We start from the raw sequence: 17674 nt of genomic DNA on the forward strand, positions 1-17674 counted from the left end.
AGAAAATGCTAGTCTACATTCATCAAAAAAAAATATTTTTTCTGTAATGGTTCACATTATTAAAACGCAAGTTTAACCACGTCAAAAAAGCAATGGATGACAAAGGTCATTTTTAATTTACAATATATTTCATAAATATACGCTTTTGCTATTTCAGCCCATTCTGATAATAGTCATATAAATGATCTAAAAAATATATCGATTCGATTTAACTGGGGTAAACGTCAATGAAAGGACATCATTCACGCGTTTTTGGCTTTTTCAAGCTAGCAACAATTTGCTGTATGACGTTTACTGCCAACCATGCTTTGGCTGCAAATCCGTCTCCCATCAGCAAAAACCTGGCCGTACCCTCTATCGTGCAAAATTATTTGAGCCAAGAACGTAAAGCGGCTGGTTTAGTCACACACAGTGTTCAAGTCGGGAATGTGAATTGGAGTTATAGCGAAGGTGGTCAACGCTCTAAACCGACCATCTTGCTCATTCATGGTTTAGGCGGCACACGTGATAATTGGAACCGTGTTGCGCATTATTTAACACCGAACTATCACGTGATCATCCCTGACCTTCCGGCCAATGGCGATACCCATGTCCCTGTCGATTTTGATGTCTCTGTCCCGAATGTCACGGAACAACTACGCCAGTTTGTCCTTAAAATAGATATTGAAGATAAACTGAATGTTGCAGGTCACTCATTGGGTGGTTCCATTGCCACGGTATATGCCTCTCAATATCCTTTTGATACCCAAAGTTTATTTTTACTCAACAGCGCGGGCATTTATAAACAAGCCAATACCAGTTATACCCGTGACCCGTATAAACTTAAAAATTTAATCGTTTCAAAACCGGGTGATTTAGATGATGTCATGCATAAACTGATGCAAAATCCGCCCAATGTTCCAACACAGCTCAAAGAAGCGCAGGAAAATATCTTAATTGCGCGTGCGCCCTTCACCAGTAAAATGATCGATCAAGTCGTCACGCTCAATCGAATCTACACCCCTGAAACTTTTGCTCGTTTAACACGAACAGTGGAAGCCCCGACCCTGATCCTTTGGGGCAAACAAGATAAAATCTTTAATGTGGAAGTGGCTGGGGAACTCAAGTCTTTACTGAAACGTGCAGAAACCCCAGTGATTTTAAATAACGTCGGTCATATGCCAATCTTAGAAGCCGAACAACAAGTTGCAGACCATTACTTACCTTTCCTTGCGAAAAGTCAAAAGTTTAAAAATCCTTTGGTAGATAAACTGATTCAGTTAAACTGAGCATTCGCCATTTTTAGATACCCATCACTGGGGCTTCAGGGAAAGTATGCAGAAAAACCCGATGATTGAGCAGTTGATTGACGCTCAACTGAACTTTTTAGATCAGAGCTTTTCACACAATGATACCGTAGCCACTGAATTCACCCATTTTTATCAATGGTTTCGTAAACAATCTTTGCAGCAGATTTGGAGTTTTGATCAAATCAATGCCTTGTTGCAGAAACAAATTTTAAATACCCCTGCAAGTCAATTTCTGATTGAGCAAATTGCTGAACATATCAAATTTGCACTGATTCATCCTGCAAATGACAGCACCACGATTGCCGAAATCATTCCTGTGTTGACCATTGATAAAATTGCACAGTATGTGGCGAGTAAACAGGGACATCGTCAACGTTTAATTCATACCATGGTCAACAATCCTGCATTTTCAGCCATGATCAGTCAGTTGATTCAACATGCGATACAAGATTATTTAGACAACTCAGTTATTGCGAAATCTGTCCCCGGTGTTTCACGATTTATGAAAATGGGGAAATCGGTACTGGAAAATGTCACTGATACCAATTTAGATAATGCAGTCAGCAAATACTTACAAAAGAATATTTTAAAGCTCAGTCAAATGAGTGAAACCGTGTTAAATCAGCACTTTGATGATCATAAGCTGTACCATTTTCAAGCCAATTTGTGGCATAAAATTAAAGCGCTGCCAGTTTCAGTATTAAAGAACTATGTTGAAGTTCAGGACTTGCCGCAAACAGTTGCCATGGGTCATGAAATTTGGGACTTTATGCGACAGTCTGAGTATATGAAACAGCAAGTGCATGATGGCGTATACGCTTGGTACGTGCGCAATGCAGAACGCCCTTTTGATTTATTGCTACGTGATTTAAATATTGATGAAGCACTGATTCAGCATGAACTTCAAAACTTACTCAATCCTATCGTTCAACAAATGATTGAGTCGGGTTATTTGCGTGAGCGTTCACGTCTCTATTTAGAACAATTCTACTACTCAAGTGAAGCACTGAAAATTTTAAATATCCAAGCATAAAAAAAGCCGCGTGAAGCGGCTTTTTTTTGGACATACTTAGAACTGGTATTTCAAACTTGCATAGTAAGCTCGACCCGGCTCGTTATATGTTTGGTTGACCGTTTTATCACGCAGTTTTTGCTCATCAAATAGGTTATTCACACCGATACGAGCACTTAAAGCCGCATTAAATTTATAACCAAAGTTAATGCCTGCAATGCCATAACTTTTCACGCTATCCATCGCCAAGCCATTTTTGCTTTCAAGACTAGTTTCTGCATATTGACGTGGTTTTTGACGACCATATTGGGTATAGACAAAGTTACTGTCTAATCGATCCGTGATGTTGTAGTTCAAAATAGAGTTTATGGTGTAATTTGGAATCACTGAAAGTGGATTGCCAGTACGTTTATCTTCAGAGTTGATCATATAGGTGACGTTATTGGTCCACGTGATATCACCCCAGTCCAAAGAAATACTTCCTTCAACACCTTCCACCAAGGCTTCTGGCGTATTCATCCAACGCAGTACATTATATGTTGTTCCATTTACTTCTAGTTCTTCTAGACGTGTATCCCCTGCAACGATCTTATTTTTATAATCATTACGGAACCATGCAAAGCTTGCATTTACGATGTCTTTTTCAAACTGTACACCTAATTCTTTATTCACTGAAGTTTCAGGTTTGAGATCGCCATTACCTTGTAATAGACATTGGCTCAGCCCAATCGGACAGCCATTACCGCGAGTACTTAACAGATAACCTTCCGCATTTTGGTACATATTAGGTGCTTTATACGCCTTAGCCACACCACCTTTTAATGTCCAATAGTCGCCAAGCTTTTGCGTAATATTGAGACTTGGACTCCAGCTATCACCCGATTTACTATGATTATCATAGCGTAGTGCCAAAACGACATCGGTGCTCTCGCCCAAATTCATATTGTTTTCAATATAGGCCGACGCAATCCGTGAATCCATGTGTGAACGGTCACCTGAAGTCAGCACATCACCAAAACCGCCTGCGCCAGCTTGTGTATTAACCGTATCGGTAAAGTCATCTTCGACCCACTCAGCGCCTAAAGTTAATACCTGTGGAACATACCATTGGAACGGCAGATTGGTTTCTGCATTAAGACGAACGGTTTCTAGATGTGACGTTTGTTTATTTTCAAGATTATTAATCTGTCCCTCTGTACTACCGCCTGTACCTTCAGGTAAGCGCTTATTTTTGGTTTTGTCATATTGCGCTATGAGTTTACTGTCACCCCAACCCCACGTACCTTCATGGGTTAATGCAAAACTATCACGATAAATGGTATTGGTTTCTTCACCGATTAAAGCCGATAAAATTGGTGCTTTGTTTGGATCGGCTGGATCAAATACACTGTTTTGACTGTCGCCTGCAAAACGGTTGCCTTGGCGGCCAACACTTGCATCAAACATCAAGACTTGTTGATCATTCAACTGCCAAGCCAAGCGCCCAGCAATATCTTTATTCTCTACGCCTTCTCGACCCGCCATACGCGCGCCATTGTTCATTAAAGCATTAATATCCGCAGCATCTGAATCGGTTTTGTTATAACTACCGTAGAAACGATATGAAAGGACATCTTTGAGAATTGGGCCGCTTAAGTTAAAGCTTTCACGGTGACTTGCGCCCTCTTTAGCATCTTCAGGCTGATTGGTAAAAACCTCCACAGAGCCATGCACGTCGTTGGTCACTTTCTTGGTTTTAATATTGACCACACCACCCATCGCACCTGAACCATAACGCGCTGCAGCTGGACCACGCAGCACTTCAATTGATTCAATAGCATCTGCAGGTACCCAGTTCGAATCACCACGTGTATCACGCTCACCGCGCCAGCCATAACGTACTGAGTTTCTCGAATTTACTGGCTTGCCATCAATTAAGATCAACGTGTTTTCAGGCCCCATACCACGGATATCAATCTGACGGTTATTACCACGTTGGCCTGTGGCACTGTTACCAGTCAAATTCACACCCGGCATACGGCGCACATACTCTGAAATATCATTCACAACCGGCATTTTTTCTAAATCTTCTGCCGTAATTTTTGAAGCACCTAATGATTGTTTAACTTGTTCTGCTGCAGTAACAACAATGGTTTCCATCTTCGTTACGGATTCGTCTGTTGCTTCAGTTTGCACATCTTCTGCATGCGACAAACTTACCAATGCACAGAGTATTGAAAGTGTAAGCGTTGATTTTAATAGTTGTTTGGTCATTGAGTGCTTCCAAATGAACGTATTTATGGAGAAATCTAGAATAATGTGTTGCACATTGTAACCAACACAAACGATATTGCAATTAATTTTAATAATCGTTCTCATTTATATTTGTGATATCGCTTATCATCTCACTGTAAAAACCTCAGAAACCATTTAAAAATCTTCGTTTTATTTGATTTAGACAATAAAAAAGCCGCATCATTGCGGCTTTTTTATAACAATACTGAACTTATTTGAAATAAGCACCTTCAGTATTACTGTGATCCGTTTGGTCAACAACGCGCATTAATTCAGCTACATGCTGCTTCAATGTTGTTTCAACACCTTGTTTCAAGGTTAAATCGATTGAAGAACAACCTTGGCAACCACCACCGAATTTAAGCACTGCAGTTAAACCATGCTCTGCATCTTCAACCACTTCTACCAATGCACAGTTACCACCATGACCGGCAAGGCCAGGATTAATTTCTGACTGTAGAACATAAGTGATTCGCTCTTCTACAGAGGCATCTGGACCCACACGTGGCACTTTTGAGTTTGGTGCACGGAAAGTTAACTGACCACCAAAACGGTCTTTGTTATAGTCAATTACCGCATCCAAAAGATATGGAATAGACGGTGTGTCAATAAATGCAGGGAAATCTGGATAGTCTTGTTTATAGTCTGTAGGCACAACTTCTTCTGGTGCACTGTAAGCCATACAACATTCAGCACGTGGCGTACCCGGATTTTCCACAAAAACACGTACACCAATGCCCGGTGTATTTTGTTTATCCAAAAGATCTTTCAAATACTCTTGGGCATTTGGAGTGATCAATAGGTTTGGAATTTCTTCAGCAACTGCTGTGCTGTTGTTCTCAGTCGACATTACAATATTTCCTCAAGCTGAAGTCGCTATTTTAACTTAAGATGCGGGGCATTAGAAAAAAATCAACTAAAATTGTCGGAATTATTCTGAAAGTTCACGCTTTAGGCAGATTTAATGGCATTATTGAGCATAAATTTTAACAAGTAGAATAGTCATATATGTTGGGCCTACCCTTTAACCACACCGTGACCATTATCCTGATTACGGTGGTGATTTCACTGATTGCATTTTCAAATCAGAAAGTGATGAATCGTTTGTTATTTTGGCCGCCAGCCCTCAGTCGTGGCGAATATGACCGATTTATTAGCCATGGTTTTATTCATGCAGATGGCGCGCACCTATTGTTCAACATGATTACCTTATTTTTCTTTGGTAGCGTGATTGAAAGTTTTTATCGCCAATATTTCTTCGACATGGGCTTTGTATTGTTTTATTTAGGCGGTTTGATCGCTGCGATTATTCCGAGTTATTTAAAACATAAGCATGATACCCATTGGGCAAGTTTAGGGGCTTCTGGGGCGGTATCTGCGGTACTTTTTGCGTATATCTTGTTTGAACCGTGGAAACTGATTTTTGTATTCTTTATTCCTGTTCCTGCAATTATTTTTGCCGTGCTTTATGTGGCTTATAGTATCTGGTCAGGTAAACGTGGCAACAGCAACATTAACCACAGCGCACACCTTTGGGGCGCAGCGTATGGTGTAATCATGACGATTATTCTTGAACCGAAGCTCATTCCACATTTCTTAAGTCAGTTATTAAACGTTCCTTTCTAACGTTAAGTCTAAAAAATCAGTCTGATTTAACCAGTAAAATGACAGCCTAAACCGTTTCAGTTTAGGCTTTTTTATTGTGCTGCGTTAAATCGAAATGTCCTTTAATTTTTTTCTTTAGCCAATTTCCCACATTTACAGCACCGCACTTTGAATATCGAGCTATACAATTTCACAGCAGATTGAAACGCTATCTACCCTTGCCCTGATTTAAACTGAAATGACACAGAATAAAAAAGGAAAATTCCAATGAAAATAGTCCTGATGTTCTCAAGTTTGCTGTTGACCTGCGTGTTGAGTGCTTGTGCCGTTCACACTCGTGAAGGCAGTATCGTGGTCGACCCAGATCGTAATCACTATCCTTATAATTACCCAGATCGCCATGGCGACTTTTGCCCGCCCGGACAGGCTAAAAAAGGCCGTTGTTGATTTGCCGTTATTGATTTAATGCCCTCTTCTTTTAAGCCTTCAAACCGAAGGCTTTTTCAATTCCGTCAGTAAAATTTGAAGCTGTATATTCTACGAAAGTTCACAAAAGCACATGACAAATCATATAAATCTGGCATTTTATGCCACCCTGTTTTTTAATTTGGCATAGATAATGTATACATCTGTATATTAATGACAAAATTAGCTGAGATATTTTGCATGTCGAGTTCAACTGAAGGTCTTCAATTTCCCATTTCGGCTTCAAACCAAAAGCCGAGTACATCTAAAACCGGTCGTGAAATTATCGCTGAAGCCTTAGCTGCAGTTGACCATCAGTCTTCTGTACGTGCAAAACAAGAAAAAAACTGGCGTAAAAAATATCCTGAATATTTTAAAGCCTTGGTTGAACAAGGGATTCAATCATCTGAAGCAGCGATCAACATTGCTGAGCAAGGTTTAAATAAAGCGCATCACGTCTTTGAATTTTATCGTGATCAAGAAAAGCATACGCTCAAAGATGCAGTGGCTTTAACTGCACATCCGCTGCATACCGTGAAGTTAAAAGGTGAAAGTGACGCAGCGCCTGAGTGGTATGTGCCCTATCATGGCCAAAAACTGCAAGGTGAGGCTTTACTGGCTCAGATTCAAAAATGGCAAGATGCTGGCATCATTGAAGCCAGTCATGCAGACGCATTACGTGAAGCCATTGCACACCCAGAATGGTTCGATTTGTCAGATCGGACTATGGTGCTTTTTGGTGCTGCCTCCGAAGCTGGCCCCCTGACGTGGTTAGCAAAATGGAAAGCCAATATTGTGGCAATCGACCTGAATAATGAACGTGTTTGGGATCGAATCTTAAGCACGGTTCAGGCCGGTAATGCCACTTTATATGCGCCAAGTCTCGACGCTGTGCATGAAGACACACCCATTCAAGAACTAAAACACAAATTGGGTGCCAATTTACTGACACACATTCCTGAAATTGCACAATGGCTTGCACAAAGTGAACATCAACTAGATCTAGCTGCAATTGCCTATTTAGATGGTGAAAAGCATGTTCGTGTTGCAATGGCCATGGACAGCATCATGGCCTATGTCAGCCAGCAAAAAGCCGACACCAGCTTGATGTTTATGTGTACTCCGACCGATGTCTATGCGGTGCCAGAAGAGATTGTTACGGCAGCGCAAGCCAAATTCCAAAACCGTGCGTCTGCACAAAAGCTTTTGACGCAAAGCATTGCGAAAGTCACAGGTCAGCATTTCTTTAAGCAAAATAATGAGCAAACCACCACAGCAGACAATGGAAAATCCTATGGTATCGCTGACTGTTTGGTGGTGGAACAAGGTCCTAACTACGCACTTGCAAAACGTATTCAACAATGGCGTGCAACTGTGGCACGTCAAAATGGTCAGCGGGTTAGTATCAATATTGCGCCATCCACCACAACTCGCTCAGTGACGAAGAATCCATTATTAAAGGCCGCATTTAATGGTGCGAGTTTATTTGATGTGGAATCCTTCCAACCTGAAACCACTAATGCACTCATGGCTGCTTTATGGATTCACGACTTGAGAAATCCTCAATCAGTTGCTAACCCTGAAACAGCACTAGACCATCCATTAGAACTCATGATGCATGGTGCCAACCATGGTGGCTTGTGGCGTGTGGCTTATTTGGCGCGTACCGCCTTACCTTTTGCAGCGCTGTATGGTTTTGCTGAAGAAAAACTGCCCGTGAAAAAAGTATTGGGTCTGTTCAAGAAAGCGTAATTGCCATTGGGCTAAATCATTACCGAACTTTTCAAAGCTTCAACTTGCTACTTTGACTATTCCAATTCAGCTCAGTCATCACATTCAAATCGGTGATGTCTGAGATAAAGCCATAAAAAAACGCTGCCGAAGCAGCGTTTTTTTATACCTAGAATTTGAGTTGCTTAGAAGACTTTCAAGAATAACCAGTACAAGCAGCCTGATAGACAGATCGTTGCAGGTAAAGTGAAGACCCAAGCCGATAGAATGGTTTTCACTGTTGCAAAGTTTAGACCCGATTTATTCGCGACCATAGTACCTGCAACCGCAGAGTTAAGTACGTGTGTCGTCGATACTGGCATACCAAAACCATCTGCAGCAGCAATCGTTGACATTGCAACAAGCTCGGCAGACATACCCTGACCATAAGTCATGTGGTTTTTACCAATACGTTCACCGACAGTCACAACAATACGTTTCCAACCCACCATGGTTCCAAGACCTAGTGCCAATGCAACAGCGACTTTTACCCATGTTGGAATGTACTGCAAGAACGAATCTAAGTGACTACGATATTCTTTCACTGTCTTTTGTTCAGCTTCTGCCATTGCTGGTAGTTGTTCAGCTTTATCTAGACGTTTAAAAGCAGTGGTACTGAGGTACATGTCATTACGAATCGAAGATACTTCTTGTTCAGGAATATCTTTTAAGTCGCCATACTGTGCAACACGCTCACCTAAATGATCGGTCAAACTTGCTAAAGCTGGCACAACTTCTGGGCTGACTTCTTTGGTTTGAATGTATTTGGTGAGTACATCACGCGCTTGTGCATCAGGAATGTCATTATGCTCTGCGTAGATCGCAGTCGCAGTTTGAGCAGATAACTGATGGAAAGATTGAATATGTTGATTATCTAAGTTCTTATTCAATGAATAAGCCAATGGCACACATCCGATCAAAATCAGCATGATCAGCCCCATACCTTTTTGACCATCATTTGAACCGTGCGCAAAACTTACACCTGTACAGGTAAAGATCAAAATTGCACGAATCAGTGGTGGTGGCGGCTTATTGCCTTCTGGTGGCTGAAACAATTCTAGCTGTTTGCGGAAAATACGCTTGACCAATAAGAAAACGAGAGCCGCAAATGCAAAACCAATCAGTGGCGAGAACAATAACGCCTTACCGACTTTAAGCACCTGCTCCATATCTACACCGCTCGCACCACCGCCTGCATTTAACAGGTAGTTCATGATGCCAACGCCAAGAATAGAACCAATCAAAGTATGCGAACTAGACGCCGGGATGCCTAAGAACCAAGTCCCTAAATTCCACAAAATCGCTGCAATCAGCATAGCGAAAACCATGGCAAAACCTGCACCTGAACCAACGTTCATAATCAATTCAACAGGTAATAAAGCAATAATGCCGTAAGCAACTGCACCACTGGCAACCATTACACCTAGAAAATTACAGAAACCCGCCCACATTACCGCAACCGGTGCTGACAAGGCGTTGGTATAAATCACTGTTGCTACTGCATTTGCAGTGTCATGGAAGCCATTTACAAATTCAAAGCCAAGTGCGATGAATAAGGCTGTGCCCAATAAAATCATTGAATAAAGACTTAAAGGCGGAACATGCGCTAAATCGGCAGTCACCTGAAAACCAATATAAATCAACGTTGAAATAATCACCGTTAAAAATACCGGCATAAAGAATTTCGGTGTAGGCACATGAACATTCGTAGACTTTTGAGTAGTCGACGTGTGCGCTGAATCTACGGGAGTTTGTTTAGAATTCATGCAGGCAGGAATAGAGGATTTTAAAATCCCCATATTGTTCAATTTAATTATGACAATTATATGACAAAGCGGTGTCATATAAAGCAATTTTTCATGCTTTATTTGTTTTTTTAAAGTGTTAAAAACCGACTTTTATACTCTACTTTCATAAAGTAAATCAGTTGTTTAAGCTTCATATTCAAACTTTAATTTCTTTGAAACCCAATGTTTCAACTTATATTTCATCTGTCATCTTTTTTTCATATTGCATAGCCCTACTGTTTGTTTTTCAAGCTTGCCTGAGCAATATGACAAATTCATGAAGCTTTCCATACATTTATATGAAATTGGTATATGAAATTAACAAGTTGCAATATTGCTCATTAATTCAACAAGCTAATAATTGCGCGCTGTAAAGATGGTTGAATATCAATAAAACTGCAATGAATTCTGTTAATATATTTGCCGATTTTATATTCCATCGGATTGGGGTTATTTATGTCCACGCTTGCCACCCTAAAAGAGCTGCTCGCTCAACGGATTCTGATTATCGACGGTGCAATGGGCACCATGATTCAGCGTCATAAACTCGAAGAAGCTGACTACCGTGGTGAGCGTTTTGCAGATTGGGCATCTGACCTCAAAGGCAATAATGACCTATTGGTGTTGACGCAGCCGCAAATTATCCAAGGCATTCATGAAGCCTACCTCGATGCTGGCGCAGACATTATTGAAACCAACAGCTTTAACGGCACTAAAGTTTCAATGTCTGACTACCACATGGAAGATTTGGTATCAGAGATCAACCGTGAAGCAGCGCGTATTGCTAAAGCCGCTTGTGAAAAATACTCTACGCCTGAAAAACCGCGTTTTGTTGCAGGTGTGCTTGGGCCGACTTCACGCACTTGCTCGATCTCGCCAAATGTAAATGACCCAGCATTCCGTAACATCACTTTTGATGAGCTAAAAGAAAACTATATTGAAGCTGCGCATGCCCTGATTGAAGGCGGTGCGGACATTCTGCTCATTGAAACTGTATTCGATACCTTAAACTGTAAAGCTGCCATTTTTGCAGTGAAAGAAGTCTTCAACCAAATTGGCTACGAATTGCCATTGATGATTTCAGGCACCATTACCGATGCCTCTGGCCGAACTTTAACTGGCCAAACTGCTGAAGCGTTCTGGAACTCTGTGCGTCATGGTGACTTATTGTCGATTGGCTTTAACTGTGCCCTAGGTGCAGATGCCATGCGTCCGCACGTCAAAACCATTGCTGACGTTGCCGATACTTTTGTTTCGGCGCATCCGAACGCTGGCTTACCAAATGCCTTCGGCGGTTATGATGAAACCCCTGAACAAACCGCTGCCTTTATTAAAGAATTTGCAGAAAGTGGCTTGATTAACATCACTGGCGGCTGCTGCGGTACAACGCCGGATCACATCCGTGCTATTGCCAATGCCGTAAAAGACATTAAGCCACGCCAAGTGCCAGAAACCAAACCCGCTTGCCGTTTAAGCGGTTTAGAGCCGTTCAACATTACAGAAGATTCGCTGTTTGTAAACGTCGGTGAACGTACCAACGTGACAGGTTCTAAAAAATTCCTACGTTTAATCCGTGAAGAAAACTTTGCCGAAGCTTTAGAAGTTGCACAGCAGCAAGTTGAAGCCGGTGCTCAGATTATCGACATCAACATGGATGAAGGCATGCTGGATTCAGAAGGCGCAATGGTGCACTTCCTGAATCTTGTAGCATCTGAACCTGAAATTTCACGTGTGCCGATCATGATTGACTCATCTAAATGGGAAATCATTGAAGCAGGCTTAAAATGTGTACAAGGTAAAGCGGTTGTTAACTCGATTTCCTTAAAAGAAGGCTATGACGAGTTCGTTGCAAAAGCGCGTTTGTGCCGTCAGTATGGCGCTGCCGTAATTGTGATGGCCTTTGACGAAAATGGTCAGGCCGACACTGCTGCACGTAAAAAAGACATCTGTAAGCGCTCTTATGACGTGTTAGTGAATGAAGTTGGCTTCCCTGCTGAAGACATCATTTTTGACCCGAACGTGTTTGCAGTGGCAACAGGTATCGAAGAACACAACAACTATGCTGTGGACTTTATTGAAGCGACAGGTTGGATCAAGCAAAACTTACCACATGCGATGATTTCAGGCGGTGTGTCTAACGTATCGTTCTCATTCCGCGGTAACGAGCCTGTACGTGAAGCGATTCACTCAGTGTTCTTATACCATGCCATTCAGCAAGGCATGACTATGGGTATCGTCAACGCAGGTCAAATGGCGATTTATGATGATATTGATGCTGAACTGAAAGCTGCGGTTGAAGATGTGATCTTGAACCAAAACCAAGGTGAAAGTCAGCATGACGCGACTGAAAAGCTGCTTGAAGTTGCTGAGAAATACCGTGGTCAAGGCGCTGCACAAAAACAAGTTGAAAACTTGGAATGGCGTGAGCTTCCAGTTGAAAAACGTCTTGAGCATGCTTTGGTGAAAGGTATCACAACGTTCATTGATGAAGATACTGAAGAAGCGCGTTTAAAATCAGCTCGTCCTTTAGATGTGATTGAAGGCCCGCTGATGGACGGCATGAACGTGGTGGGCGATTTGTTCGGTTCGGGCAAAATGTTCCTGCCGCAAGTCGTGAAATCTGCACGTGTCATGAAACAGGCTGTAGCTTGGCTGAATCCGTTCATTGAAGCGGAAAAAACAGCTGGCCAATCTAAGGGTAAAGTCCTAATGGCAACGGTGAAGGGCGACGTGCACGACATCGGTAAAAATATCGTGGGCGTGGTGTTGGGCTGTAACGGCTATGACATCATCGACCTTGGCGTGATGGTGCCTTGCGAGAAGATTCTGCAAACTGCCATTGATGAGAAAGTCGACATTATTGGTCTATCTGGCCTGATTACGCCGTCACTGGATGAAATGGTTTTTGTTGCGAAAGAAATGCAGCGCAAAGGCTTTAATGTTCCATTGATGATTGGCGGTGCAACCACTTCTAAAGCGCATACGGCAGTGAAAATTGATCCGCAATATTCAAATGATGCAGTCATTTATGTTGCCGATGCTTCACGAGCTGTGGGTGTAGCAACAACTTTACTTTCTAAAGAAATGAAGCCTAAATTTGTTGAAGACACACGTGCTGAATATGAAAAAGTCCGTGAGCGTATTGCCAATAAACAGCCAAAAGCTGCCAAGCTGACATATGCTGAATCTGTAGAAAATGGCTTAAAAATTGACTTTGCTGCCAATGCGCCTGTGAAGCCAAACTTTATTGGTACGCAAACGCTGACCAATTATCCATTGGAAACATTAGTTGAGTACTTTGACTGGACACCGTTCTTCATTTCTTGGAGTTTGGCAGGTAAATTCCCTGCTATCTTAACGGATGAAGTTGTAGGTGAAGCAGCAACTGACTTGTATGAACAAGCACAGACCATGCTAAAAGACATCATCGACAACAAACGTTTTGATGCTCGTGCTGTGTTTGGTATTTACCCTGCTAACCGTTCTGCAGCGGATTCGGTTGAAGTGTATAGCGAAGATGGTCAATCGGTTACGCATACCTTCCATCACATTCGTCAACAGTCTGATAAAGTGACAGGTAAACCAAACTTGTCATTAGCGGACTTTATTGCGCCTAAAGGTGTCGCAGAAGACTACTTGGGCGGTTTCACTGTATCGATCTTTGGTGCAGAAGAAATGGCCAATGAGTACAAAGCTAAAGGCGATGACTACTCTGCAATTCTTGCACAATCTTTAGGTGACCGTTTTGCGGAAGCGTTTGCGGAGCATTTGCACGAGCGCATTCGTAAAGAGTTCTGGGGCAACCAAGCTTCTGAAACTTTAAGCAATGAAGAGTTGATTAAAGAGAAGTATGTGGGCATCCGTCCTGCACCGGGTTACCCTGCTTGTCCTGAGCATTCTGAAAAAGTGCCATTGTTTGATTGGTTAGGTTCTACTGACAAGATTGGTACGCAATTGACAACGAGTTTTGCAATGTGGCCGCCTTCATCTGTCAGCGGTTTCTATTATGCAAACCCTGAAAGCCAATACTTTAACGTGGGTAAAATCGCAGGCGATCAGCTTGAGGATTATGCGAAGCGTAAAGGCTGGACGTTGGATGAGGCGAAGCGTTGGTTAGCGCCGAATTTGGATGATTCGGTGAATTAATCCCCTTCGATCCCTCTTTAGAAAAGGGGGAAGACCCATTTGTATCAAATTAAAAAATCCCCTCAAATGAGGGGATTCTCAACATTGATCAAACACAAAATAAATGTATAATTAACAATAATTTAAAAATAAGTTAAATTTATGAAACTAGAAAAATTTGTTGCGCACAATGTTTATGGTTATTTAAATTTTGATATTTGTTTCAATAATGATTTAAATATTATTTTAGCACCTAATGGCAAAGGTAAAACCACTGCATTAAAAATAATATTAGCAATTTTATCTAGAAATTATAATTACATTAAAAATTTAAATTTTGATTATTTAGAATTATCATTTTTCCATACAAAAGTACAAGATCCTACTACTATAAAAATAACTGAATACAGTAATATTAAAACAGATAATCAGGATGAATTAACTTCTTATAGATTAATATGTGATGAACACAATGTAAATTACAAAATATTTTTTAGAAATTCAAAACTATTTGATTTTCAGTTAGAAGAAGGTAAGTTTGGTGAGGAGAAACTTTCATTTATTAAATTACCAATGTTTCTTTCATTAGATAGAAGATTCACCTTTAACCAACCAAAAAAGGATTACGATAGTATATTAGAAAAATTTTTAGAAAATAAATCGACAACCCAACATCAAGATGACCCTTTACAAAGTGTAGAAAATTTAATATCTAGTGCACAAAATAAACACAGATTAAAAATGTCAGGGGCTAACAAAAAACTTCGTGATAAATTATTACATATATTATTAGATAGCAATCCTTCTGATTCTGATTTTAGTATCCATGACTTATACACTGCTTTTGAAAAAATTGAAAAAATCAGATACTCATTAAAATTATTAGAGTTTAGTGAAGAAATTATTAATTTAATTGAAAAAAAATTAGACTATTATTCTGGTTATAGTAAAAAAACAATTGATTTACTTAACAGTGAAAAATTTGATGAAGCTAAGAATCAATTTACTACAGAAATTTTCAACAACAAACCCGAATTAATTAGATTAGAAAAAATCGTAAATGCTCTAAATGATTATGAAAACAAGCAAACAGAAAGTTTTGAAAAAATACTAAAATTCAAAAATACAATTAATAATTTTTTTGAACCTACTGGTAAATCTATTAAAGTTACCTACACTGGAAAAGTTTCAATAAATGTAATTGAATCTAATAAAAAATTTGGTACAGATGCTCTATCATCGGGTGAAAAACAACTAATTATTATCATTGGTAATTTAATTTTCAACGATAATATTACTAGTAGAAAAGTTTTCATTATCGATGAGCCTGAGTTATCATTACATATTTCTTGGCAAAGATTACTCATCGAATCTATTTTAAATGTAGGAACAAATATTCAATTAATAGTTGCAACACATTCACCATCTATTATTTCATCATACAAAGATAAAATTATGTCGTTAAATCAAAAAATGATTTCCTTTAAAGAAGGTAGAAATGAGATTGATGGTGAGTAAAAATGAATATCAATGATTTTTTATATAGCCAAGATGAAAAAAGCCTAATAGGTGCTTTACAAGCTGAAGTAAGTGATATAACGATTTACATCGAAGACACAGCTGAAGGTATGAGAAATTTCTATAAAAAACTATTAGAAAAAAAATTCCCCAATATATCAATTGACAATATTATACCTTTAGGAAAGAAAACTGAAGTCATAAAATATTGCAACCAAAAAACAAATAATCTAAGAGAACTTTATGTCATTGATGGTGATTTAGATATATTTTTATGTAAAAAAATTAAAAGAAAGTTTTTATTTCAACATAATGTTTATTGTATCGAAAACTACTTATTTAATGAAGATGCTGTAGCAAATCTATTATCCAACGAGTCAGGGAAAATGGATGATATTAATATCATCAAACAAGCACTAGAAATGGATAATTTCTTTGATGAAATTTTTGGATTTTTTATCGATATTTATATACTATTTGCTATTTCTTACAAAAATGGATTAGACATTCCAACTGTAAATAGTTTTGATGATTCTATCTATTTACATAGAAATAAAAACTATACTGTCATCAATACAGAAAAAATGAGCACAAAATATAATAATCTAAAAAATGAAATCATTGAAAAAATTGGTATATCAAAATTCAATACTGATTTTAATAGTTTAAATCAATATAAAGAAGGTTTTACAGTACAAGACTACAGAAAAATAATCTCAGGAAAAAATGAATTACTCTACTTATTAAAAGGGTATGCTCAACATATTGTTAAAAATTTTGATCCAAATTGTAAACATATTATGCAACTTTCACATTCAAGCATGAAAGTTAAGTTAGCGGCACATACTAATCACGACAACCTTTCTGAATTTTTTAATGCAATTGAACAAACAATAAATCATGGATACTACAGTGAAGCAAGTTAATGATTTTTTAACTTTCTAAAATCTGAATCTCCTATACTGATATTTCTTTTATTAAATCCCTCCTAACCTCCCTTTAAAAAGGGAGGAACTTCACGAATCTAAAACCATCATCAAATTCGCAGCAAGTCCCCCTTTGCAAAATGGGGATTTAGGGTGATTACTTCGTAGACGCTTTCAAACACCACTGAAAAATAGCTTCCACCACATCATCAATCCGCCCCATCACCTGCCCATTATCAAACTTTAAAACTTTCAACCCAAGCTGAGCCAAAGCCTCATCTCGAACTTGATCTGCTTCTAAGCCTTCACCTGTAAAGTGCTGACTACCATCACACTCAATCAATAAATTTGCAGCAGGCAGTAAAAATCCACAATGTAATTTAATAAAGGTTTCTGCCGATAAAATTGCAAACCCAATATTTGTTTATTATTAAGCAATTAAAACTTCAAAAAATTTTTTCATATAAATTTCCAAATCGGTCTAGATGCTCATAAATAGTTTCTCGGCTTGAGGCATACCTCCATTGTCTTAAATATTGTTTATGATGATGATACTCATGAACCTCCGTACCAAAATCAAAAGATCCATAAACATATTTCACCCTCAAAAGAAACTTTTCACCACTGAATACCAGAATAATGATCTCATTGTTTTGACCTACTTCGATCACTAAGTTGAAATCAACATGAAATCTTTTCCCATTAAATTCCCTAATAATAATTTCTTTGTTTCGAGCTATCTCAATCGTTAAATTCAAATCGATATATTGCTGAGCTAAAACATCAAATAGTTCTTTACTAAAATGATCCTCAGAATGCATAATTTTTCTCTAAATCATTATCTGTATCTATAAAATTTGAGTGTAGGCTGTAATGAAAAAAAATTTATAGTTCAAATATCTT

General features: G+C 39.2%; 12 protein-coding genes and 1 pseudogene. 8 read left to right on the forward strand and 5 right to left on the reverse strand.

Annotated elements, in window-relative coordinates:
• The first annotated feature begins 227 nt into the window (after positions 1–227).
• Together MST16_RS12355 and MST16_RS12360 are read left to right on the forward strand one after the other, a co-directional pair.
• Positions 228–1268 carry an alpha/beta fold hydrolase gene (locus MST16_RS12355; protein ID WP_373423849.1) on the forward strand — a complete coding sequence of 347 codons (1041 nt, stop codon included), beginning with the start codon at positions 228–230 and terminating at the stop codon, positions 1266–1268.
• Positions 1269–1314: 46 nt separating this feature from the next.
• Positions 1315–2322, forward strand: coding sequence for a hypothetical protein (locus MST16_RS12360; protein WP_180010102.1), 1008 nt, complete (start codon positions 1315–1317; stop codon positions 2320–2322).
• A 36-nt stretch (positions 2323–2358) separates the two neighbouring features.
• Here MST16_RS12360 and MST16_RS12365 read toward each other — a convergent pair whose 3' ends face one another.
• Together MST16_RS12365 and nfuA are read right to left on the reverse strand one after the other, a co-directional pair.
• A complete protein-coding gene (locus MST16_RS12365) occupies positions 2359–4554 on the reverse strand; it encodes a TonB-dependent siderophore receptor (RefSeq protein ID WP_180010101.1) in 2196 nt (731 codons plus the stop codon).
• Between the two features lie 232 nt (positions 4555–4786).
• Positions 4787–5425 carry a Fe-S biogenesis protein NfuA gene (nfuA, locus tag MST16_RS12370; protein ID WP_180010100.1) on the reverse strand — a complete coding sequence of 213 codons (639 nt, stop codon included), beginning with the start codon at positions 5423–5425 and terminating at the stop codon, positions 4787–4789.
• Positions 5426–5583: 158 nt separating this feature from the next.
• Between nfuA and MST16_RS12375 the strand changes: the two genes are divergently transcribed.
• From MST16_RS12375 to MST16_RS12385, 3 genes are all read left to right on the forward strand, one after another.
• The gene (locus MST16_RS12375) at positions 5584–6201 is read left to right on the forward strand and encodes a rhomboid family intramembrane serine protease (RefSeq protein ID WP_111884441.1); all 618 of its coding nucleotides are present in this window, start codon (positions 5584–5586) and stop codon (positions 6199–6201) included.
• Between the two features lie 246 nt (positions 6202–6447).
• Positions 6448–6627: a hypothetical protein gene (locus MST16_RS12380; RefSeq protein ID WP_180005268.1), complete on the forward strand. Its 180-nt coding sequence runs from the start codon at positions 6448–6450 to the stop codon at positions 6625–6627.
• Between the two features lie 219 nt (positions 6628–6846).
• A complete protein-coding gene (locus MST16_RS12385; RefSeq protein WP_180010099.1) occupies positions 6847–8397 on the forward strand; it encodes a hypothetical protein in 1551 nt (516 codons plus the stop codon).
• 164 nt (positions 8398–8561) lie between these two features.
• Here MST16_RS12385 and MST16_RS12390 read toward each other — a convergent pair whose 3' ends face one another.
• The gene (locus MST16_RS12390) at positions 8562–10181 is read right to left on the reverse strand and encodes an inorganic phosphate transporter (protein WP_078189951.1); all 1620 of its coding nucleotides are present in this window, start codon (positions 10179–10181) and stop codon (positions 8562–8564) included.
• A gap of 477 nt (positions 10182–10658) precedes the next feature.
• Here MST16_RS12390 and metH point away from each other — a divergent pair, with 477 nt between their 5' ends.
• From metH to MST16_RS12405, 3 genes are all read left to right on the forward strand, one after another.
• The gene (metH, locus tag MST16_RS12395; RefSeq protein WP_180010098.1) at positions 10659–14348 is read left to right on the forward strand and encodes a methionine synthase; all 3690 of its coding nucleotides are present in this window, start codon (positions 10659–10661) and stop codon (positions 14346–14348) included.
• Positions 14349–14489: 141 nt separating this feature from the next.
• Positions 14490–15845, forward strand: coding sequence for an AAA family ATPase (locus MST16_RS12400; RefSeq protein ID WP_180010097.1), 1356 nt, complete (start codon positions 14490–14492; stop codon positions 15843–15845).
• A 2-nt stretch (positions 15846–15847) separates the two neighbouring features.
• On the forward strand, positions 15848–16771 hold the full coding sequence (locus tag MST16_RS12405; RefSeq protein ID WP_180010096.1) for a DUF4435 domain-containing protein: 924 nt from the start codon (positions 15848–15850) through the stop codon (positions 16769–16771).
• Between the two features lie 157 nt (positions 16772–16928).
• Here the strand turns inward: MST16_RS12405 and MST16_RS12410 are convergent.
• Positions 16929–17209: pseudogene (locus MST16_RS12410) on the reverse strand (endonuclease domain-containing protein).
• Between the two features lie 8 nt (positions 17210–17217).
• A complete protein-coding gene (locus MST16_RS12415; protein ID WP_180010095.1) occupies positions 17218–17592 on the reverse strand; it encodes a hypothetical protein in 375 nt (124 codons plus the stop codon).
• Positions 17593–17674 lie beyond the last annotated feature (82 nt).

Origin of the sequence: Acinetobacter sp. YH16040_T, from assembly GCF_024605785.1 — a bacterium.
In the GTDB taxonomy this organism is placed as follows: Bacteria; Pseudomonadota; Gammaproteobacteria; order Pseudomonadales; family Moraxellaceae; genus Acinetobacter; species Acinetobacter amyesii.